The organism is Glycomyces tenuis DSM 44171 (genome assembly GCF_000427885.1).
In the GTDB taxonomy this organism is placed as follows: domain Bacteria; phylum Actinomycetota; class Actinomycetes; order Mycobacteriales; family Micromonosporaceae; genus Glycomyces; species Glycomyces tenuis.
The window spans coordinates 144,813-166,254 of record NZ_ATYW01000014.1 but is presented as its reverse complement, the minus strand read 5'-3'; the positions used below and the strand labels follow the sequence as shown (position 1 = coordinate 166,254).

17 protein-coding genes are annotated in these 21,442 nt (G+C 72.5%); all 17 read right to left on the bottom strand.

Going from position 1 to position 21,442, the window contains the following annotated elements; translation table 11 throughout:
• Positions 1-15 precede the first annotated feature (15 nt).
• Entirely contained in the window at positions 16-1,416 is a 1,401-nt protein-coding gene (locus tag YWW_RS30895; RefSeq protein WP_035698515.1) for an FAD-dependent oxidoreductase, read from the bottom strand.
• On the bottom strand, positions 1,413-1,742 hold the full coding sequence (locus YWW_RS0115820; protein WP_026930869.1) for a (2Fe-2S)-binding protein: 330 nt from the start codon (positions 1,740-1,742) through the stop codon (positions 1,413-1,415). The genes YWW_RS30895 and YWW_RS0115820 overlap by 4 nt, the downstream gene beginning before the upstream one ends.
• Positions 1,739-2,929, bottom strand: coding sequence for an NAD(P)/FAD-dependent oxidoreductase (locus YWW_RS0115815; protein WP_026930868.1), 1,191 nt, complete (start codon positions 2,927-2,929; stop codon positions 1,739-1,741). The genes YWW_RS0115820 and YWW_RS0115815 overlap by 4 nt, the downstream gene beginning before the upstream one ends.
• Before the next feature lie 88 nt (positions 2,930-3,017).
• A complete protein-coding gene (locus tag YWW_RS0115810) occupies positions 3,018-3,698 on the bottom strand; it encodes an FCD domain-containing protein (protein ID WP_051325893.1) in 681 nt (226 codons plus the stop codon).
• A 94-nt stretch (positions 3,699-3,792) separates the two neighbouring features.
• Positions 3,793-6,486 (bottom strand): beta-L-arabinofuranosidase domain-containing protein, encoded by a 2,694-nt coding sequence (locus YWW_RS30890; protein ID WP_051325892.1) that lies wholly within the window; start codon positions 6,484-6,486, stop codon positions 3,793-3,795.
• The gene (locus tag YWW_RS30885) at positions 6,483-7,928 is read right to left on the bottom strand and encodes an aminopeptidase P family protein (RefSeq protein WP_035698520.1); all 1,446 of its coding nucleotides are present in this window, start codon (positions 7,926-7,928) and stop codon (positions 6,483-6,485) included. The genes YWW_RS30890 and YWW_RS30885 overlap by 4 nt, the downstream gene beginning before the upstream one ends.
• On the bottom strand, positions 7,925-9,196 hold the full coding sequence (locus YWW_RS0115795; RefSeq protein ID WP_026930866.1) for an alpha/beta fold hydrolase: 1,272 nt from the start codon (positions 9,194-9,196) through the stop codon (positions 7,925-7,927). Before YWW_RS0115795 ends, YWW_RS30885 begins: the two co-directional genes overlap by 4 nt.
• Positions 9,197-9,207: 11 nt before the next feature.
• Entirely contained in the window at positions 9,208-10,077 is an 870-nt protein-coding gene (locus tag YWW_RS37810) for an ATP-binding cassette domain-containing protein (protein ID WP_026930865.1), read from the bottom strand.
• Positions 10,074-10,931: an ABC transporter ATP-binding protein gene (locus YWW_RS30880; RefSeq protein ID WP_051325891.1), complete on the bottom strand. Its 858-nt coding sequence runs from the start codon at positions 10,929-10,931 to the stop codon at positions 10,074-10,076. Before YWW_RS30880 ends, YWW_RS37810 begins: the two co-directional genes overlap by 4 nt.
• A complete protein-coding gene (locus YWW_RS0115780) occupies positions 10,928-11,926 on the bottom strand; it encodes an ABC transporter permease (protein WP_026930864.1) in 999 nt (332 codons plus the stop codon). The genes YWW_RS30880 and YWW_RS0115780 overlap by 4 nt, the downstream gene beginning before the upstream one ends.
• Positions 11,923-12,897 (bottom strand): ABC transporter permease, encoded by a 975-nt coding sequence (locus tag YWW_RS0115775; RefSeq protein ID WP_026930863.1) that lies wholly within the window; start codon positions 12,895-12,897, stop codon positions 11,923-11,925. Before YWW_RS0115775 ends, YWW_RS0115780 begins: the two co-directional genes overlap by 4 nt.
• 5 nt (positions 12,898-12,902) lie before the next feature.
• Positions 12,903-14,588 (bottom strand): ABC transporter substrate-binding protein, encoded by a 1,686-nt coding sequence (locus tag YWW_RS0115770; RefSeq protein ID WP_026930862.1) that lies wholly within the window; start codon positions 14,586-14,588, stop codon positions 12,903-12,905.
• A 716-nt stretch (positions 14,589-15,304) separates the two neighbouring features.
• Positions 15,305-16,504, bottom strand: a complete 1,200-nt coding sequence (locus YWW_RS0115760; protein ID WP_026930861.1) for a sulfotransferase family protein — start codon at positions 16,502-16,504, stop codon at positions 15,305-15,307.
• Between the two features lie 134 nt (positions 16,505-16,638).
• Positions 16,639-17,706, bottom strand: coding sequence for a rhamnose ABC transporter substrate-binding protein (gene rhaS, locus YWW_RS0115755; protein WP_026930860.1), 1,068 nt, complete (start codon positions 17,704-17,706; stop codon positions 16,639-16,641).
• A gap of 13 nt (positions 17,707-17,719) precedes the next feature.
• Positions 17,720-18,733, bottom strand: coding sequence for an ABC transporter permease (locus tag YWW_RS0115750; RefSeq protein ID WP_051325890.1), 1,014 nt, complete (start codon positions 18,731-18,733; stop codon positions 17,720-17,722).
• Positions 18,723-19,760 carry an ABC transporter permease gene (locus YWW_RS0115745; protein ID WP_026930858.1) on the bottom strand — a complete coding sequence of 346 codons (1,038 nt, stop codon included), beginning with the start codon at positions 19,758-19,760 and terminating at the stop codon, positions 18,723-18,725. The genes YWW_RS0115750 and YWW_RS0115745 overlap by 11 nt, the downstream gene beginning before the upstream one ends.
• Positions 19,757-21,286 carry a sugar ABC transporter ATP-binding protein gene (locus YWW_RS0115740; protein WP_051325889.1) on the bottom strand — a complete coding sequence of 510 codons (1,530 nt, stop codon included), beginning with the start codon at positions 21,284-21,286 and terminating at the stop codon, positions 19,757-19,759. Before YWW_RS0115740 ends, YWW_RS0115745 begins: the two co-directional genes overlap by 4 nt.
• Positions 21,287-21,442 lie beyond the last annotated feature (156 nt).

Sequence of the window (21,442 nt, the reverse complement as noted above, 5' to 3'; positions counted from 1 at the left end):
GGGTGTCGTACCTTTCTAGGCGCCGTCGGGCGCGGTGGGGAGTCCGGCGAGGTCGCCGAGTCGGACGGGCGCGGCCAGGGGCCGCCGGTCTGAGGTGTCGGCGCCGCTCGACGGATCCGCTCCGATGAGCGATTCCACGGTGCGCCCGCACATGCGCGCCTGGCAGATGCCCAGGCCCGCTCGCGTCGTGAGTTTCACCGACCGCAGCGAGCGCTGCTCGGTGGCGGCCGCGACGGCCCGGAGCCGCCCGTAGGGGACCTCCTCGCAGCGGCAGACGACGGTGTCGTCGCGCAGCCAGGACGTCCAGCCGGGGCGGATGCCGTGGGCGGCCTCGATGCGCCGGGTGAGCTCGGCGGCGGCCCGGGCGCGCCGCGGCGCCGAGCCCATCGCGGAGCGGTCGCCTCCGGCGGCGCGGTGCCCGGCGATGCGGCCCTCGACGAGCGCCGCGTCGACGCCGCCGATGCCGGTGATCTCGCCGGCCGCGTAGACGCCTTCGACGCTCGTGCGCTGGTCGGGGTCGACACGGACGAAGCGGTCCGGGCCGATCTCGCATCCGGCGGCGATGGGGAGTTCGAGGCGCGGGGTGAAGCCGTGGCTGACGCAGACCGCGTCGGCGGCGAGGGTCCGCTCGGTGCCGGGCACGGGGGCCCAGTCGGCGTCGAGGCGCGCGATGACGACTTCCTCGACGCGGCCGTCGCCGCGCGCTTCGACCACGGCGCGGCCGGGGCGGTAGGGCACCCGGTGGGCGAGGTGGTGGGCCAGGTACCCGGCGAGCTCACGTCCCTTGTGGGCCGTGCCGAGCAGTTTCCACGGCTTCGGGAGCCAGCCCCTGGCGAGGGCTCGCGGGCGGGCGGCCTCGAAGACGCCGAGGACGGTGGCGCCCGCGGCGGTGAGCGACTGGGCGACCGGCAGCAGGAAGGGCCCGGCGCCGGCGACGACGGCGCGGCGCCCCACGGCGATCCGCTCGCCCTTGGCGAGGGCCTGGGCGGCGCCCGCGGAGAAGACGCCGGGGAGGTGCCATCCGGGGAACGGCAGCGTGCGGTCGTGGGCGCCGGGGGCGAGCACGATCGCGTCGGCGGTCAGGGCACGCGCCTCGCGGCCCGCGGCGTCGGTGGGTCCGAGGAGGACCTGGGCCGTCACGGCGTCGGCGGTCTCGATCGCCCAGACCTGGGCTTCGGTGAGGACCTCGATCGCGTCGGCACGGCCGATGCGGCCTTGGAGCCGTTCGAAGGCGGCCCATCCGTGGTGGAGCCGGGATTCGCGGCGGCTGGGGCGCTGGGGCGGCAGGTGCCGCCAGTACTGTCCGCCGAGGCCGTCGCCGGCGTCGAGGAGGGTGACGCTCGCTCCGGCGTCGCTCGCGGCCAGGGCGGCGGCGAGCCCGGCGGGTCCGGCGCCGATGACGAGGACGTGCCTCATGACCGATCCTCCACTGTGTCGTCTTGCGCGGTGTCGTCCCGTGTCTCGACGACGTCGCCGTCCTGCACGCGGCGCAGGCACAGGCGGACGTCGCTCTCGCCGTTGACGGTGGCGACGCACTCGAAGCAGACGCCGATCCCGCAGAACACGCCGCGCCTGCGGCCCGCGACGGTGGTGCGCCAGGCGGTCTCGCCCCGGGCGAGGAGGACGCCGGCGATCGACTGCCCGCGCAGCCCTTCGACCGGGGCGCCGTCGACGCTGATGCGCAGCGGCCGGGGCTCGGCGGGGCGGATCGGGTCGGATTCCCAGGGGACGATGGCGCTCATGCCGCTCCTTCCGGTGCCAGGTGGGCCGCGAGGCTCGGCCGCGAGGGCCGGAACGGCTCGGGGTCGAGCGGCGGTTCGGCGCCGGTGACGAGCGCGCCGATCAGTTCGCCGGTGACGCCCGCCAGGCCGATCCCGGCGCCCTCGTGCCCGGTGGCGTACCAGAGGCCGGGGTGCCGGTGGTCTTCGCCGATGACCGGGAGGTGGTCGGGCGTGTAGGGACGGAAGCCGCCGTAGGCGCGGATCACCGGGGTGGTCTCGAGGAAGGGGAAGAGCCGCAGGGCCTTCCGCGCGATCGCGGCGAGCACCTCGACGCTCAGCCGCTCGTCGAAGCCGATCTGCTGGCGGCTCGATCCGATCAGGACGGTGCCGCCGGGGGTGGACTCGACGACGCTCGAGGTCTGCAGGGCGGCGTCGGTGGACTGGGTCGCGCCGAAGTAGTCGCCGTCGTAGACCTTGTGGAACACCTTCTGGCGCATGCGGGCGGTGACCAGGACCGTGCCGCGGCGGGGGCGGACGGGGAGATCGGCGCCGAGGGCGCCGGCCGCCGCGCCGGACCAGGGCCCGGCCGCGACGACGACGGTGTCGGCGTGGAGCGTCTCCGAGGCCGTGCGGACGCCGGTGACCCTCCCGGTCGCGTCCCGCAGCGCACCGGTGACCTCCTGGTGCGGCAGGACGCGCGCGCCCGCCCGCCTCGCCGAGGCGAGCAGGGCCTCGGTGGCGACGACCGGCTGGATCTGAGCGTCCTGCCCGTAGTGGACGGCGGCGGTGATCTCGGGGTTGAGGTGGGGTTCGAGTTCGAGCGCCTCGGCGGCGGCGAGGTCGCGGACCTCGACTCCGGCCTCGGCCTGACCGCGCGCGAAATCGCGCAGCGGCCCCGCCCCGGCCTCGGTCGTGGCGACGACGATGCCGCCCTTGCGCTCGTACTCGACGGCGGGGAACGCGGCGCCGAGCTCGTCGGCGAGTTCGGCGGCGAGGCGGGGCCAGTGCTCCGAGGCGAGGAGCGCGAGGTCGAGCTCCGGCCCGGGCGCCTTGTCGGAGACCAGGAGGTTGCCTTCGCCGCGCGCGCTCGTCGCGCTGGCGGGGGCGCCGCGGTCGACGACGACGACGCTCATCCCGGTGCGCGCCAGGGCGCGCGCGCACGCGGCGCCGACGATGCCGGCGCCGACGATCACCGCATCGGCTCGCATGGTCACCTCCTTCAATCAGTGTCTCGCTCAGTGGTATGTCACATATTTAGAAGAGGCGCAACGGCTCCGCTCTCGCGCCCCGGGCGGTCTACCCGCCCGCGTTCGCTTCGGGTTTGCCCGCCCACCATCCGATGGCGTGGCGGATGTGCTGGCGCATGACCTCGGCCGCCGCGTCCGCGTCGCCCGCGGCGAGGTGGTCGAGGAGCCGGTGGTGCTCTTCGGCCGAGACGTCGAGCATGCTCGTCTCCAGCAGCGAGACGAGCCCGACCATCCTGGTGCGGGCGCGCAGCTCGGCGATCGTGTCGACCAGGACGGCGTTGCCGAGCAGCGCGGTCAGTTCGAGATGGAAGCGCCGGTCGGCGAGCAGGTAGGCGGTGAGGTCGCCGGCGCGGGCGCCGGTGACGATCGCGTCGGCCTGGGATCGGAACTCCTCCAGGCGGTCGGCCGGGAAGGCCCCGGCGAGGCGCGCCATGGCGGGGGGCTCGAGCAGCAGGCGGATCTCGACGATGTCGTGGAGCAGGTCGTCGCTCACCGCCGTCACGCGGAAGCCCTTGTTGCGCACCGGTTCGACGAAGCCGCGCTTGTCGAGGTCGAGCATCGCCTCGCGGACGGGCGTCGCCGAGACCGCGAAGCGCTCGGCCAGCGTGGGGACGGTCAAGAGCGTCCCGGGGGCGAGCTCACCGGAGATGATCGCGGTCGCGAGCGTCCGCTCCACGCGCGCCCGCAGGCTCTCGCCCGGCTCTAGTCGTTGGATGGATGGCAACGTCACTCTCCCGCCCGCCCTTCGATAACGTGCGTACTGGACTGACGCCGTCGCATGGCAGCGTACACCGCGCCGTCTTCCCGGCCTCCGATTCGTGTCCTCATCGTGAGCCGTCCTTCCCGGGGATCACGAGCCTGCGGCGCGGTTCCTCGTTGCCCGCCCGGTCGGTGGCGGCGAACTCGATCACCTGCGGCTCGTCGTCGATCGCCCTGACGAAGGCCTCTTGGAAGGTCCCCCAGAACGTGCCGGGCCCTTCCCATTGGACGCGTTCGACTCCCGAGACCTCGTCCTCGGCGCTCAGGGTGATCTCGACGCTGGCGCCGAGGTCCTTGACCGTCGCGCGCGAGACGGGCGGGGTCGTGTCCACGCTGATCTCCCGGCTGGTGGCGCCGGTGCGGCCGGCCGCGTCGAAGACGCGCGCCTCGATGCGGTGCACGCCTTCGCGTTCGATGCGCACCGGCTCGGTGTAGGGGGTCCAGTCGCCGCCGGAGAGGCGCAGCTCCAGGCGGAGCCGCTCGGCGGAGCCGGACTCGTCCACGTCGAAGCCGCGCAGGCGGACGCGCGGCGCGGTGGTGAACCAGCCCGAGGGGGCGGGCTCCTCCAGGATCTCGATGGCGACGGCGGGAGGCACGCTGCCCGTCTCGGCCGGGACCGGCACGGAGCCGGGCTCGACCGCCATCGGCCGTCCCGTCGCGCCGTCGAACGCGGCGGCCGCGGCGAGCACGGTCGCGAGTTCGTCTCGGCCGAGGAGTCCTTCGGCGCGCACGCGCGCGGCGACGGCCGCCACGCGGTCGAGGAAGGCCGCGCGGTCGGGGAAGGCGCCGACCGACCACAGCTCGTCGAGGAAGGTGCCGCCGTCGGACCGCACCCGGTTCGGCACGCCGGTGCCGACGCCGCCGAAGGCGATCTCGGCGTCGTGCGAGCGCACGTACATGTGGTATCTGTCGTCGCCGCCCGACCAGCAGGGCTCGAAGGCGACGCCGTCGATCTCGACCGCGCCCTGCTCGGCGAGCTCGGCCAGCAGCTCGGCGCCGGTCCGCCCGGTGATGAGGCCGCCGTCGAAGGCCCGCCTGCCGCCCAGTCCGAAGGCGAGCCCGGTCGTGGCCTCCGAGCGCGCCAGCAGCAGGGTCGGTCCGAGGAAGAGCGCGCACTGGCGGGGGTCGTCGATCGCCGCCTCGGCGCGCAGCGCCACCGGGGCGCTGAGGGTCAGCTCGTCGCCCGCGCGCCAGGCGCGGGTGACCGAGGCGTACTCGCCGGGCACCGGCTCGACCCCGGTCGCCTCGCCGTTCAGCCGCAGTTCGAGATTCCCCGCGGCCCAGGAGGGGACGCGGAGGCGGACCGTGCGTTCGGTGTCGTCGGCTTCGGCGTCGTCGAGCGCGTCGAAGCGGAGCGTCGTCGCCTCGCCGAGCGGGAAGCCCGAGCGCTGCGCGACCCGCAGGCCGGCGTCGGCCCAGTCGAGTTCGGCGTCGGTGTGCAGGTTCGCCCAGAGCCCGTCATCCGATCCGAAGTAGACGGTGTCCTGGTATTTGACGTGGTTCTCCAGGCCGGTGCCGCCGCAGCAGGTCCCGACGTTGTCGTACTCGCGCACCGCACCCGGGTGGACCGGGAACATGTAGGTGACCTCGGGGCTCGTGTCGGAGCGGACCGCTTTGCGGGAGCCGAGGACGTGGTTGAGGACGGTGCGCTCGTAGTAGTCCATGTAGCGCGCGTCCAGCGTGTGCGCGAAGAGCTTCCGGGCGAGCTTGAGCAGGTTGTGGCTCGCGCAGGTCTCGGCGTTGCGGTGCCCGACGTCGCCCGCGACGGTCTCGGGCGGCCCCCACAGTTCGCTCTCGCCGGTGCCGCCGTGGGCGTAGGTGCGGCCGGGCACGATCTGCTCCCAGATGCCGACCGAGGCGTCGAGGTAGCGGCGCTCGCCGGTGCGCTCGTACTGCTCGACGTAGCCGATGAGCTGCGGCAGGTGCTGGTTGGCGTGCATGTCGGTGAGGACGTCGGTGCGCGAGGCCCCCGCTGCGAGCAGGTGCTCCTGGTCGAAGAACGAGGCCGTCTCCAGGAACGCCGGCTCGTCGGCGGCCGTGGCGAGCCGGGCGAGGGTCTCGTTCATCCCGCCGAACTCGCCGGCGATGTAGAGCGACCACATCCTTTGGCGGCGTTCCGGTTCGAGGCGCGAGAGCCGGTGGTGGACCCAGTGGCCCATCGCGGTGGCGATCGCGAGCGCCGGTGCGCTGCCGGTCAGTTCGAAGGCGTCGAGCAGCCCGGCCATGATCTTGTGGCAGGTGTAGTAGGGGGCCCAGATCTCGCCGTAGGGGGCGAAGTCCTCCAGGCGCGAGAACTGCCATTCGCCGTAGGCGGCGAGGAAGCCGGGGTGCGAGTAGCGGCCGGTCGCCGCGAGCGCGGCCTGGACCTCGCCGAGGCCCGCGACGAACTCGTCGACCTTCGCGCGCAGGGACGGCTCGTCCCCCGCGGCGGCGGCCGTCGCGAGCATCGACAGGAAGTGGCCCGCGTAGTGGCCGCGCAGGAGGTTGGCCGTCTGGGCGCGCTCGCGCCCGGGGTAGTCGTCCGCGCTCCAGGCGAGCTCGGCCGGGTGCCCGAAGTCCTCCCAGTTGCCGGGCGGGACGGCGCCGCGCGTGTCGAGCCCCGCGTTGCGCCGGAAGACCGCGAGGAGGCGGTCGACCGGGTAGACGCGGGCGAGGTGCAGCATCTCGTCTCGGGCGCGGGCGAACACGGACCCGTCGTCCACGCGCACCGCGTCGAGTCCGAAGGGGCGCAGGAGCGGAGGCGCCTGAAGGGCCGTCATAGGCCGTCCTTCCCGTGCGCGACGTGCGCGCGCGTCCACGCCTCGACGCCGTCGGCGTCGATCGGGAGCGCGGCGGAGAGCACCTCGGAGCCGCCCTCGGTGACGAGCACGTCGTCCTCGAGGCGGACCCCGATGCCGCGCAGCTCCGGCGGGACGGTGAGGTCGCCCGCGTGGAAGTAGAGTCCCGGCTCGACCGTCATGACGACGCCCGGTTCGAGCTCGGCGCCCATGTAGTCCTCGTATTCGGACTGGCTGCAATCGTGCACGTCGAGCCCGAGGTGGTGGCCGATGCCGCAGGCGAGGTAGCGCCGGTGGTGCTGCCCCGCCGGGGAGAGCGCCTCGTCGACGGACACGGGCAGCAGCCCCCAGTCGTGCAGGCCCTGCGCGACGACCTCCATCGCGGCGAAGTGGAAGTCGAGGTACTCCGTGCCGGGGCGGATCCGCGCCAGTCCGGCGCGGTGCGCCCGCTCGACGAGGTCGTGGACCTGGCGCTGGGCGGGGCTGAAGGCGCCGCCCGCGGGAAGCGTCCTGGTGACGTCGGCGGTGTAGAGGCTCTTCGCCTCCACGCCCATGTCGAGGAGCAGCACGGCCTCGGGCAGGACCGGGCCGTCGCAGCGGACCCAGTGGAGGGTGGGCGCGTGCGGGCCGGAGCCGACGATCGTGGCGTAGCCGGGGCCGTTGCCGAAGGTGCGGGCGTGCCGGTCGAAGGTGCCCTGGAGCCAGCGCTCGCCGAGGCCGTCCCGGACGGCGCGCGGCACTTCGCGGGCGACCTCGCCGAAACCGGCGACGGTCGCGTCGACCGCGAGGCGCATCTGCTCGACCTCCCAGGCGTCCTTGACCATCCGCAGCCGGGACAGCTGCCGCCCGAGCGCCGCGGAGGGCTCGAGTCCGTGGCGGGCGGCGAACTCGGCGCCCACCGAGCGGCTCGCGAGCGCGCCCTGGAGCCCGGTGAGGTCGTCGAGGGCCGCGACCGGTTCGACGGGGATCTGGAGGGCCTCGGACCATTCGCGCAGTCCCGGTGAGGCGCCGACCCACAGTTCGCCGTGGGCGGCGTCGGCGAAGAAGCCGGTCTCGCCGGGACGGAACGGCGGCGGCAGGTAGAGCCTGGCGTCGTGGCCGCCGGGCCGGGGCGTCATCACCAGGGTCGCCCCTTCGGCCTGGCATCCGGTGAGCCACACGAAGTCGCTGTCGGCGCGGAAGAGGTAGTCGCAGTCGTCGTTGCGGACCGGCGCGGTGCCCGATGCGACGACGATCGTCGCCTCGGGCAGGCGTTCGCTCAGCCGCTCCCGGTGCGCGGCCGCCGCGGCGGCGGCGCCGTCGACGGGCGCCGCGGGGACCGGCTCGTCGCTCCAGCCCTTCGCGATGTGCTCGGCGAACGCGGGGATCTCCGCCAGCTTCGGGTAGCGGGTGCCCGCGTACGGGGGTCGTGCCGTCTCGCTCATCGCCGCTCTCCTCCTCGGTCGCGGACCATCTCGCGCAGGCGGGTGAGCACCCGCCCCGATCCGATCCCGTCGTGCTCGAACTCGTTCGTCACCCAGGCCTGGGCGTTGCCGAGGCCCTTCAGGGTGTCCAGTTGGAGGCCGGAGTCGACGTACATGTCGTCGAAGTAGACGGCCGCGGCCACCGGGACCTCGTTGGCCGCCAGCCGCTCGGGGTCGAGGATCGGGCTCCACTCGCGGCGCTCGGCGAGGGCGTGGACGGCGGGGGCGAAGCCACGCAGCAGCCGGACCTCGTCGAACATCCACGGGAAGGCCATCTCGCCGGTGAACGGGAGCGGGCGGACGTCCTCGCCGAACTCGGGGCGGCGGTCGCGTTCGCGCTGCGCCGCCCAAGCGGTCGGCCCGTTCGCGCCGTCGCCGTAGATCGACTCCTGGAGGGTCCAGAAGAGCGGGTTGGCGGCCGAGGAGGTGCGGGCGAGGACGGCGGCGAGGAAGCCTTCGGAGAGGCGGCCTTCGGTGATGAAGGCGTCCTCGACGAGCCAGTGCATCCGCTCGAAGCCCGGTTTCATGCCGAAGTCGATGCCGAGCGACTGGAAGCGGCGCACGGTCAGCACGTCGCCGTCGGGCAGGTGCACGGGCTCGGCGGCGAGCCGGTCGGCGATCCGCGCGACGAGCTCGGCGTCCTGCGGGTAGCGCCGGTAGTACTCGGCGGTCTTGCCCGCGACGCGGTCGAAGGTGCGCCGGTAGACCTCCTCGGCGCTCATGGGGTTGCCGGGGATGCCGCCGCACACGTAGCTCGCGCTGAGCGCCTCGGGGGCGTGCGAGAGGTAGGCGAGGGTGAGCCAGCCGCCGTAGCTCTGCGCGAGCGTCGCCCACTTCCGTCCTTCATAGACGGTGGAGCGGACGTGCTCGAGGTCGCGCACGATGGAGTCGGCGCGGAAGCGGGCGAGGTGGTCGGCTCCCGCCTGCGCGTCGCCGAGTTCGGCGACGATCCGGGCGTCGAGCGGGGTGCTGCGGCCGGTGCCGCGCTGGTCGACCAGCACGACCCGGTAGTGCTTCAGGGCCTCCTCCAGCCAGCCGGAGACCTCGGTCGGGCGCGGGTTGTCCCCGCCGGGGCCGCCCTGGAGGTAGGTGAGCAGCGGCAGCGAACCGTCGCCGCGCTTGTCGGGGTCGACGATCTCGCGGACGAAGACCTCGATCTCGCCGCGGGCCGGGTCCCACCAGTCCAGTGGGACGTCGACATGGCGCTCGCTCACCCACATGCCGGGCATCGAGTACTCGATCACCGTCCGGCCTCCTCTCGTTCGCGGTCCTTGCGGGCCTGCTCGTTCCGGCGCCGCTCAGCGTCCCATTCGGGTCTGATCCTGGGGACGGCGGCGAGGAGCTTCCTGGTGTACTCGTCGCGGGGCGAGTCGAAGACCTGGTCGCGGTCGCCGGTCTCGACGATGCGCCCGCCGTTCATGACCGCGACGCGCGTCGCGATCTGCCGCACGACCGCCAGGTCGTGCGCGATGAACAGGTAGCTGAAGCCCTCCTCCTCCTGGAGGCGGCGCAGCAGGTTGATGACCTGCGCCTGCACCGACACGTCCAATGCGGACACCGCTTCGTCGGCGATGATCAGCTTCGGGGAGACGGCCAGCGCGCGGGCGATGCCGATGCGCTGCGCCTGCCCGCCGGAGAACTGGGCGGGGAAGCGGGCCGAGTGGTCGGGGTTGAGTCCGACGCGCTCCATGAGCGCCCCGGTGAAGGCGCGGGCGCCGCCGGGGATCGGCCGCTTCTGGTAGACCAGCGGCGCGGTGACGATCCGCTCGACGGTGTGCTTGGGGTTCAGCGAGGAGTACGGGTCCTGGAAGACGACCTGCACTTCGCCGCGGTACGCGTGCAGCGCCTTGCCGGTGAGGGCGTGGACCGGGCGGCCGGCGAACTCGATGTCGCCGGCGGTGACGTCGAGGAGCCGGGCGATGAGCCGCGCGGTGGTCGACTTGCCCGAACCGGACTCGCCGACGAGCGCGAGCGTCTCGCCGGTGCGGACCTCGAGCGAGACGTCGTCCACCGCTGTGAAGCGGCGGCCGCGGCCGAGCAGTCCGCCGCCGACGGCGAACTCCTTGACGAGGTGCGTGGCCCGCAGCAGGGGCTCGGATCCGTCGCTCATCGGTCCTCCTCGGCGCTCGCGGTGGTCTTCAGCAGTCCGATCTCGTCGTCGATGCGCGGCACGGCGTCGAGGAGCATGCGCGTGTACGCCTCCCGCGGGTCGGTGAAGATCCGCTCCACCGGGCCCTGTTCGACCAGTTCGCCCTCGCGCATGACGACGATGTGGTCGGTGACCTCGCTGACGACGGCGAGGTCGTGCGTGATGAGGATGAGCCCCGCGCCGGTGTCGGCCCGGATCTCGGCGAGCAGGTCGAGGATCTGCGCCTGCACCGTGACGTCGAGCGCGGTCGTCGGCTCGTCCGCGATGAGCAGCTCGGGCTCCATGCTGAGCATCATCGCGATCATCACGCGCTGCCGCATGCCGCCGGAGAACTGGTGCGGGTAGTGGTCGACGCGGCGGGCGGCGTCGTGGATGTGCACGCGCTCCATCGCCTCGATCGCCACGGCCCGCGCCTGCCGCCTGGTCACGCCCTTGCGGTGCGAGCGGTACGCCTCGGCGATCTGCGTCCCCACCGTGTAGTAGGGGTTGAGCGAGGAGAGCGGGTCCTGGAAGATCATCGCGATGCGGTCCCCGCGGACCGCCCGCATCGCCCGCTCGCGCAGGGCGGTCAGCTCGGTCCCGTCGAACTCGATGGAGCCGGTGCGCCTGGCGCCCTTGGGGAGGAGCCCCATGATCGCCAGGCTCGTCATCGACTTGCCCGAGCCGGACTCGCCGACGATGCCGAGCGCGCCGCCCCTGGCCAGCTCGAAGTCGAGGGACTTGACCACCTCGACGCTCCCGGCGGCGGTCGGGAAGCCGACCGTGAGGCCGCGGACGCGCAGCAGCGGCCCGCCGGTGTCGCTCGTCGTGCTCATTTCGCGCTCCCCACTCGCACGCGCGGGTCGATGGCGGTGTACAGCAGGTCGACCACCATGGCGCCGACGACGACCAGGAACGCCGCGAGCAGCGTGACGCCCATGATGACCGGCTGGTCGTTCTTCGTGATCGAGTCGGCGGCGAGCTTGCCGATGCCGTTGAGCCCGAAGACGGTCTCGGTGATGAGGGCCCCGCCGAGCAGGTTGGCGAAGTCCATGCCGAAGATCGTGACGATCGGGGTCAGGGCCGGGCGCAGCGCGTGCCGCCGCCAGACCAGGCCGGGGCTGAGCCCCTTCGCCCGCGCGGTGCGCACGTAGTTCTCCTGGAGCGACTCGATGACGTTCGCCCGGGTGAGCCGGGTGTAGACGGCCGCCGCCCCGATGGCGAGCACGATCCAGGGCATGAGGAAGTTCATGAACCACTGCACCGGGTCGTCCCCGAAGGGCACCGCCTGCGGGAACGGGAGCCATCCGAGCGTGACCACGAGCAGGAACTGCAAGGCGAGCGCCAGCACGTAGTTGGGGATGGACATGCCGGTGAGGGTGAGGCCGGTGATGAAGCGGTCGGCGAACCTTCCTTCGCGCACGGCGCTGATGAGCCCTCCGGCGATGCCGGCGAGCAGCCAGAGCACCGCGGCGCCGATCGCGATGGTCGCGGAGACCGGCAGGCGCTGCATGATCATGTCGGCGACCGGCTGGCTCGTCTGGAACGAGTAGCCCAGGCACGGCGCGGCGCAGTCGATGGCGTTCGGGCCGGTCCCGTAGGTGCGGCCGACGAAGAGCCCGCTGATGAAGGTCCAGAACTGCGTCAGGAACGGCTGGTCGAGACCGAGGTTCTCCCGGATCTGGTCGATCGCCTCCGGCGTGCAGTTCTTCCCGCAGATCTGCACCGCGGGGTCCGGTGAGAGGACGAAGAAGACGACGAAGGTGAACAGGCACACCAGGAACAGCACGACGACCATGCCGAGCAGCCGGTTGAGGAGGAAGCGGCTCATGCCCTGCCCTCCCCTGATTCGGCGATCTTCTTGACGCGGTCGCCGAGCACGGTGAACGACAGCACGAGCAGGAACAGGAAGGAGCCCGGGATGAGGAAGTAGGCCGGGTCGACGGCGTACCAGGGCACGGAGCTGGCGATCATCTGCCCCCATGACGGTGTCGGCGGGACGACGCCCACGCCGAGGAACGACAGCCCCGCCTCGGTGCCGACGTAGCCGGGCACGGCGAGGGTGGTCATCACGATGATGGTCGAGGCGAGGTTCGGGAGGATCTCCTTGAAGATGATCTGGGCGCTGGAGGCCCCCGAGGCCCTGGCGGACTCCACGAACTCGCGTTCCTTGAGCGACATGGTCTGGCCTCGGACGATGCGGGCCAGGTACGGCCACCCGAAGAAGGAGATCACGACGACGAGCAGGAGCTGGCGGTTCTCCGCGGGGAGCGCGGAGAGGACGGCGATCATGAAGATGAGCGCCGGGAAGGCCATGAGGAACTCCATGACGCGGGAGATCAGCATGTCGACGCGCCCGCCGAAGTAGCCGGCGACCAGTCCGAAGACGACGCCGAGGACGCTCGTCAGCACGGTCGCCGAGAGGGCGATCGTCATCGACACCCTGGCGCCGTAGACGATGCGGGCGAAGATGTCGCGCCCGTTCCCGGGCTCGACGCCGAACCAGTGCTCGGCGCCGATCCCGCCGCCCCAGCCGATCGGGAGCCCGCCCAGGTTCGGGTCGACGGCGCTCTGGTCGAACTCCAGGGGCCCGTAGCCGCTGAGCTTGACCAGCAGCGGCGCGGCGAGGGCCATGACGATGACGAGCAGGATGTAGACGCCGCAGGCGACGGCCACGCGGTCGCGGAGGAAGGCGCGGACGAGGCGTCGCCGCTGCGCGGGCGGCGGGGCCGGGGAGGGATCGCCCCCCGTCCCGCCGCCCGCGGCGCCTTCGACTTCGAGGTCAGTCGGAGTGAAGGTCATCGGTGTCAGCCCAGCGACGGGTCTTCCAGCCCGATGATCGTCAGGTCGGTGAGACTGGTGCTGGGGTGGTAGCCGGCGATGTTCTCACCGGGAAGGAAGATGCCCTTCTCCCAGACGAGGGGGGCCATCGGCGCCAGGGCCATGACCTCCTCGTCGAGCTCGCCCCATTCGGCGTTCGCCGCCTCGAGGTCGGTCATGGCGCTGATCTCGTCGATGCGGGCGTTGATCGTCTCGTCGTCGATCTGGGCGAGGTTGGTGTTGCCCTTGTCGGTGATGAGGCGCCCGTCGACCAGCGGCGGGACCATCGTGCTGGCGCTGGAGGCCCAGTCGGGGCACCAGCCGGTGATGGCGGCGTCGCTCTGCTGCGAGGGCGTGCCGATCGTCTCGTAGTACGTCGAGGTGTCGATGACGTTCAGCTCGACCTCGACGTTGATCTCCTTGAGCGCCTGCTGGATGGCCTCGGCCTGCGCCTGCATCTTCGGCTGGGAGCGGATGTCGAGGACGAAGGAGAAGCCGTCTTCGAGGCCCACCTGGGAGAGGAGCTCCAGCGCCTTGGCGGGGTCGCCGCCGTGGTCCTCGCTGGGGTACAGGTCGAAGTCCTTGTGGCCGTTCACCGCCTCGGGGATGATCGTGGTGGCGGGGTCGGCGAGCTGGTTGCCGCCGGAGGCCGTCTGGATGGACGTCCGGTCGATGGCCCAGTTGATCGCCTGGCGGACCTCGAGCTGGTCGAACGGCGCCTTCGTCATGTTCATCGACATGTAGGTGGTGCAGTAGGCGGGCGAGGTCAGCAGCCGGTCCTGGAGCTCGGGGGTCTGCACGCGCGCCAGGGTGGCCGGCTGGATGACGCCGGAGATGGCGTTGACGTCGGACCCCTGCCCGGCCATGAGCCGTTCGTCGATCGTGGCCCCTTCGAGGCCGATCTCGAACTCCCAGGCGTCGGGGTGCGCCTTGCGGACCTCGTCGGTCTCGGGGTCCCAGTGCTCGTTGCGGACGAGCTCGATGAGGCTGCCGGGGGTGTAGGTCTCGAGCGTGTACGGGCCGGAGGCGATGACGTCGTTGATGAACTCGTCACCGGCTCCGCTGCCGACGGGGAAGGGCACCGCGTTCGGCTGCGCGAGCACGTTGTCGAACTCCGGGAAGGGCTCGATGAGGTGGAACACGATGGTGCTCTCGTCGGGGGTCTCGATGCCGGGGTGCTCGCCCGAGAGGTAGGGCCCCTGGTAGTCCTCGGGGGCGGCGATGGTCTGCTTCAGCCACGGCGAGCCGATGCCGATCTCCGGGTCCCAGGCGCGGGAGATGCCGAAGGCGACCTCGGCTGAGGTGATGGGGTCGCCGTTGTCGAACTTCAGGCCGTCTTTGAGGGTGTAGGTCCAGGTGAGCCCGTCTTCCGAGGGCGTCCCGAGGCTCTCGGCCATGTCGGGGACGATGGCGTTCGGGTCTTCGGCGTCGCCGGCGGCCTGCATGGTGAGGCCGCGGTAGATCAGCCGGTAGAACGCGTTCACGCCGCCGTCGAAGCCGCGCGCCGGGTCGAGGTAGGAGAAGTCGGCGTTCTGGAGCATGTGGACGGTCCCGCCTTCGACGGGGTCGCCCCCGCCGCCGCCGGAGCCGTCATCCCCTCCGCCGGCACAGGCCGTGAGCAGCAGCGTCGCGGCCGCGATGGCGGCCGAGGCGCGGGTCAATCTCTTGATCATGAGGGACTTCCTATCGATTCTTCGCGCCGGTCGGCCGCGTCGGGGATCCGAGCGGGACGCCGGGGCCGCTGACTGTGGCGGTTCGGCGGGCCTTCGCGCGGCGGTGCCGCGGCGAGGACGGGCCGAGCGCCAGGGGCGCGGCGCCGCGCGCCTCCCGGCCGAAGTCCGTTCGCCTCTGCATCGCTCTCCTATGTGACACGTGATATATCACTGCGGTTCGCATGAAGCCCGCTCCCGGACCGCCGTGGCGACTCGGCGCGCGGCGCGCGCCTGCCCTCGTCCGCGAATGCGGCCGCGAGCCGGACGCCCCGGGGTAGTGGGGCCTCCGATGTCCGGGAGTTCGGCGGCCGCAGTGCGCCCGCCCATTCTTCCGCTGTCGGCGACAGTAACATATCACACATCACTGTTGCGAGAGCGGCTCGAAACCTGGGGTTCACCAGGGATTTCACCGGGCGATACCCGGAAAAGCCCTGACTCCGAGGACCATCAGGTCGAAGGCGAGGCGACGGTGAAGCCGAGGGACTCGTGCAGCGGCCGTCCCGGCTTGGAGGAGGTGAGCGCGACCGGCAGGTCGCCGAGGTGGGCGAGGGAGCCGAGCATCACCGTCCGCCCGACGCCGCGGGACCGCGCGGACGGCGGGGTGGCGACCGGTAGTGGCCGCCGAAGCCCTGCTCCACGGCGGTGACGCACGCGCCGGCGGCCCCCGCCGGGCGCTCTCAGCTGTTGAGGGCGACGACCCAGTTGAGGTAGTCGCCGAAGGTCTGCTGGATCCGGTACTCGTCGAGGCCGTAGTGCCCGAGGGAGTACTCGTGCTTGCGGTCGCGGATGTTCCGGGCCAGGGCCTGGCTCAGGTTCTCGCCGTCGCTCAGGCTCCACTTCGCTCCGAGCTCCTTGTACAGCTCGGGCACATACCGGCCGGGGTCCGAGGCGAGGCGGTGGTAGGGCACGTCGACGACCGCCTCGGGGTGCTTCTGGCGCCAGTTCCGGCCGCGCTCGACGGTCTCGGCCATCACCTCCAGCGCCAGCGAGCCGACGGCGGCCCGGTCGACGCGGCGCAGGAACAGCGCGTAGGACAGGTCCATCAGGGAGCACAGCGAGCCCATGACGGTGGCCGGGTCGCGGTGGGTCCACACGAAGGTCGCGTCGGGGAACACCTTCCGGATCGCGGACATCTGCCCGAGGTCGAGGGGGTTCTTCAGCACCCAGCGGCGCCGTTCGCGGCCGTGCTGGAGGACCTGGAGGACCTCCTTGAGGTACCGGTAGTCGACCGTGGTGTCGCGTTCGGCCAGCCAGGCCCGGTAGTCGGGCATCGGCGCGTGGTAGAGGACGTGGTAGAGCCCGTGCGGCAGCAGGAGGATGCTCTCCTCGGGCTTGGTGGCCTCGATCGGGTGGATGACCTCGAAGTCCGGCGCGAAGCGGGTAACCGCGCCCTGCTTGCGGACCTCGTTGATGCGCCGCTCCTCGATCTCGGGGGCGCGCTGGAGGTCGGGGTGGTACATCTCCCAGCGCAGCGGACCGCGGTGGGCCGGCGACATCGCCAGGACCCGGTGGGCGAGCGTGGTGGCCGTGCGCGGCAGGCCGACGACGAAGACCGGCCGCTCGATCGGCTCGGAGCCGATCTCGGGGTGCTTGCGGTGCAGATCGCGGACGTGCAGCCGCTTCGCCAGGCGGTCCCGGGCGTCGGACAGGGAGCTGACCCAGCCGACCGGCGTCAGGCCGGGGACCTCGGCGACGCAGCCGAGCAGGAAGCCGAAGTCGTCGATCCACTGCCGGTCGGCCTCGTCGGGCTCGACTCCGGCGGCGGCAGCGGCCTTGTCGACCGCCCGGTCCCAGGCGGCCTGGGGCCTGCGTTTGGATCGGGCCAGCGGCCAGGCGGCGGCGTTGGCGATGGCCAGGGCGGGGGTGGTGCGGCCCATGAGATGTCGGTCCTCTCGCGATGGTGGAGTTGCCGGATCTGTAGGCATCATACGGACGGGACGTCAGGGTCTCCGGTTGCGGTCGCCGCCTTGCGATGCCGCCGCGGCCCGGCCGGGCCGCGGCGGCCGATCCTCTAGAAGTCGTAGTCGTCGATGTTGTCGGCGTTGAAGCGGGTGGGCGGGCCCAGGGTGACCACGCCGTCGGCGCCGACGGTGTACTCGCCGAGTTCACCGGCGGTGAAGGTCTCGCCTTCGGCGCCGGTGATGATGCCCGAGGCGGCGGCCGCCCCGGTCCAGGCGGCGAGCTCGCCGAGCGCGGTCGGGTCCCAGAGGGCGAACTCGGTGACGGTGCCGTCCTCGATGTACTCGCGCATCTGGTTCGGGGTGCCGAGGCCGGTCAGCGCCACCTCGCCCTGGTACTGGGAGCCGGAGAGGTAGCGCGCGGCGGCGGCGATGCCGACCGTGGTGGGCGAGACGATGGCGCTCAGGTCCGGGTGGGCCTGGAGGAGGCCCTGGGTCTCGGAGAAGGACTTCTCGTCCTCGTCGTCGCCGTAGACGACGTCGACCAGCTCGATGTCGGCGTAGTCGGGATTGGACTCCAGCTCCTCCTCCATGACGGCGATCCAGGCGTTCTGGTTGGTGGCGTTGGCCGTCGCCGAGAGGACGGCGATCTGCCCCGAGCCGCCGATCTGCTCGGCGGTCATCTCCAGCAGCGCCCGGCCGACCTCGGCGCCGTCGACCTGGCTGACGAACAGGTCGCGGCACCCGGGGTCGACGTCGGAGTCGAAGGTGACCACGACCGTCCCGGCGCCGCGGGCCTGCTCGAGCGAGGAGCACAGGGCGTTGGGGTCGTTGGCGGACAGCAGGATGACGTCGGTGGCCTGCTGGCTGAGGGTGTCGATGTAGCTGACCTGGGACGAGGCCGAGGCGTCGGAGGGGCCGGTGTACTCGAAGGTCCCTTCCAGCCCGGTGACCACGGATTCGGCTCCGGCGCTGGAGGATTCGAAGTAGGGGTTGTTGACCGACTTGGGGAGCATGGCGACCGACAGGCCGGTCTGGAAGTCGGCGTCGGGGTCGGCGGTGGCGCCGGTGCCTGCGCCGCCGCCCTCGTCCTCGTCGCCTTGGGTGGTGCCGCCGCAGGCGGCGAGCAGGGCCGCCGCGAGCAGCGGGGTGGTGAGCCGGAGGATGCGTTTGCGGGACATGGACGTTCCTTCCTCATACGGTGCGGCGCTGGCGGTGGCGGAGCGCGCCGCGGATGGCGCTCGCGGTGTTCGGGGCGAGGACCGCCGCGATCAGGAGCGAGCCGGTGACGACGGTGAGGGCCTCAGTGGACACGTGGGCGAGGCGCAGCGCGTTCTGGAGCGCGGTCAGCAGCACGACCGCGGCGAGGACGCCGGGGAGCGCCCCCTTGCCGCCGAAGATCGAGACGCCGCCGAGCAGGACGACCGCGACGACGGTGAGCTCGAGGCCGAAGGCGTTGTCGGCGCGGGCCGAGGAGTAGCGCAGGGTCCAGAACACGCCGCAGAGCCCGGCCATGGCGCCGGAGGCGACGTAGAGCCAGAACTTGAGGCGGCGGACCGGCACCCCGGCGTAGGCGGCGGCGATCGGGTTCGCGCCGGCGGCGTAGACGGCGCGGCCGACGGTGGTGGCGTGCAGGACGACCGCGACGACGGCGGCGAGCGCGGCCAGCGGGATGAGGACGTTGGGGACCTGGGTCTCGCCGATGGTGCCGAGGACCCAGCCGGTGAAGGCCCGCGGCCAGTCGGCCACCGCCGTGTCGCCGAGGAGCACGTAGGACAGTCCTCGGTAGAGGGCGAGGGTGCCGATGGTGACGGCCAGCGAGGGCAGGCCGAAGCCGGTGATGAACAGGCCGTTGACCGCGCCGAGGAGCGCGCCGAGGACGACCGCGAGCGGCATAATCGTCTCCAGTGGGATTCCGCTGTTCCACATCACGCCCATGGCGGCGCTGGTGAGGCCGACGGTGCTGGCGACGGACAGGTCGATCTCGCCGGTGGTGACGATGAGCGTCATCGCCAAGGCGAGCAGGAGGATCGGCGCGAGGTCGAGGATGATGTACCCGGCATTGCGGGCCGTGCCGAAGTGCTCGACGGTCTGCGCGGCGACGACCAGGAAGGCGATCGTCGCGGCGATGATGGCCGCGTCCCAGGTGGCCAGGTGCCGCACGGCGGCCGAGTCGCGGAGCCTGGCCGTCAGCGTCTCAGTCGACATGGGACCCCTTTCGTCGCAGTGCGCGGGCGGCGCGCAGGCCCACGAGCCGGTCGAGGGCGATCGCGGCGAGGATGAGCGCGCCGACGATGGCCTGCTGCCAGAACTGGTCGATGCGCAGTACCGGCAGGGCATTGTTGATGACCGCCAGCAGCAGCGCGCCGAGCCCGGCGCCGAGGACGGTGCCGGAGCCGCCGAAGATCGCCACGCCGCCGACGACGACGGCCGCGACGACGGTGAGTTCGAGGCCGTGGCCGGCGGAGGCGTCGACGGTGCCGAAGCGGGCGGCGTGGAGGACGCCGCCGAGGCCCGCCAGCGCCCCGCACAGGACGTAGGCGGTCATGAGGCGGCGCCCGGCCCTGACGCCGACGAGGCGCGCGCCCTCGGGGTTCGAGCCGAGGGCGTACAGGTCGCGTCCGGCCCGGGTTCCGGCGAGGAAGACCGCCACGGCGACGAGCACCGCCAGGGAGATCAGGAACAGGTACGGCACGCCGAGGACGGAGCCGTTGCCGAAGTCGAGGAAGCCCCGCGGCAGGTCGGAGGCGTTGACGCGCGAGCCTCCGGCGGCGAAGTAGACGAGGCCGCGGACGATGTAGAGGGTACCGAGGGTCGCCACCAGCGGTGGGACCTTCCCGAAGTGGATGATCGCGCCGTTGGCCGCCCCGCAGGCCGCGCCGATGGCGAGGCCTGCGAGCAGGGCGAGGACGACGGGGGCGCCGGTCTCGCTGAGCAGGCTCGCGGTGAGGTAGGCCGACAGGCCGAGCACCGAGCCGACGGACAGGTCGATGCCGCGGGTCAGGACGACCACGGTCATGCCCGAGGCGAGCAGGACGGTGATGGCGGCGGCGAAGAGCATGTCCTGGACGGACTGGAGGCCGAGGAAGCGCGGGTTCACCGCGGCGGTGGCGGCGACGAGGACGGCGAGGGCGATGAGCAGGCCGAGGGCGCGGAAGCGCAGGGCGAGGTCGAGCGCGGTCGAGCCGGTGCCGGCGGCCGTGCCGCGCGAGGGGCGCTTGAGGAGTGCGGTCACGCGGCGGCCTCCTGCCCGGTGGCCAGGAGCATGACCGACTCCTCGGTGGCCTCGGCGCGGCTCAGCTCTCCGGCGATGCGGCCCTCGCGCATGACCAGGACGCGGTCGGCCATGCCGAGCACTTCGAGCAGCTCGGAGGAGACCATGAGGATCGCGACGCCGTCGGCGGCGAGCTCGGAGAGCAGACGGTGGACCTCGGCCTTGGTCGCGACGTCGATGCCGCGGGTCGGCTCGTCGACGATGAGGAGCCGGGGGTTCGCGGCGAGCCACTTGGCGAGGACGACCTTCTGCTGGTTCCCGCCCGAGAGGGTGGCGGCGGGGTCGGTGAGGCGGCCGTACTTGGTGCTGAGCCTGGCGGTCCATTCGGCGGCCTCGCGCCGTTCGGCGCCGCCGGTGAGGAAGCCGAAGCGGGACAGGCGGCCGCGGCGGACGAGGGTGGCGTTGCGCATGACGGACAGGTCGAGCAGGAGGCCCTGCAGGCGGCGGTCCTCGGGGACGAGGGCGACGCCGGCCCGCATGGCGGCGCGGGGGCTCCCCGAGGGCAGCGTCCGGCCGTCGACGCGGACCGTTCCGGTGTCGCGCGGCTCGATCCCGAAGACGGCCTGGACCACTTCGGACCGGCCCGCGCCGACCAGTCCGGCGAGGGCGACGATCTCTCCGGCGCGGACGGTGAAGCCGACGTCCCGGCAGATCCCGGCCCGACTCAGGCCCTCGACTTCGAGGACGGTCTCGCCGGGTTCGACCTCCCGCTTGGGGAACATGGCACCGAGCTCGCGGCCGACCATGCGCCGCACCAGCTGCTCGACCGTCACCTCGTCCATGCGGTCGGTGGAGACGTGGGCGCCGTCGCGCATGACGGTGACGCGCTGGCACAGGGCCTCGACCTCGTCGAAGCGGTGGGAGATGAACAGGACGGCCGCGCCGTCGTCGCGCAGCGAGCGGACGACGCCGAAGAGGCGTTCGACCTCGACGCCGGAGAGCGCGGCGGTCGGCTCGTCCATGACCAGGACGCGGGCGTCGAGGGCGATGGCCCCGGCGATCTCGACGATCTGCTGGTCGGCGATGGACAGGCCCCCCGCGGGCCGGTCGGGGTCGAGGCGCACGCCGAGCCGCTCGAGCAGGGCGGCGGCGCGGCGGTTCATCTCGGCGCGGTCGATCAGTCCGAAGCGGCCCTTGGGCTGGCGTCCGACGAAGAGGTTCTCGGCGACGGTGAGGTCGCCGAAGAGGGCCGGCTCCTGGTAGATGACGGCGATGCCCGCGGCCTTGGCCTCGGCGGTGCCCGCGAAGGCGACGGGCCGCCCGTCGATCTCGACGCTCCCGGCGTCGGGGCGGTAGAGCCCGGCGAGGATCTTGATGAGCGTGGACTTGCCGGCGCCGTTCTCCCCCACCAGGGCGTGGGCCTCACCGGCGTGGAGTTCGAGCCGGGCGTCGCTCAGGGCCCGGACGGCCCCGAAGCGCTTGGCGACTCCGGTCAGCGCCACGATCGGCCGCGCCGCCTCGGGGCCGGTCTGTTCGGTCGCGCCCAAGCCTCCCCCTATGAATCGTTTCAATATATCGATCTATACGGAGACCCTACAAAGCATGACCGCGACAGGTCAAGCCCGAAGATCCGAAGGAGGACGGGGTTTCGTCTCCCGCCGATCGGGAATGCCGTGGGGCGGCGCCGGCGAGCCGGCCGAACC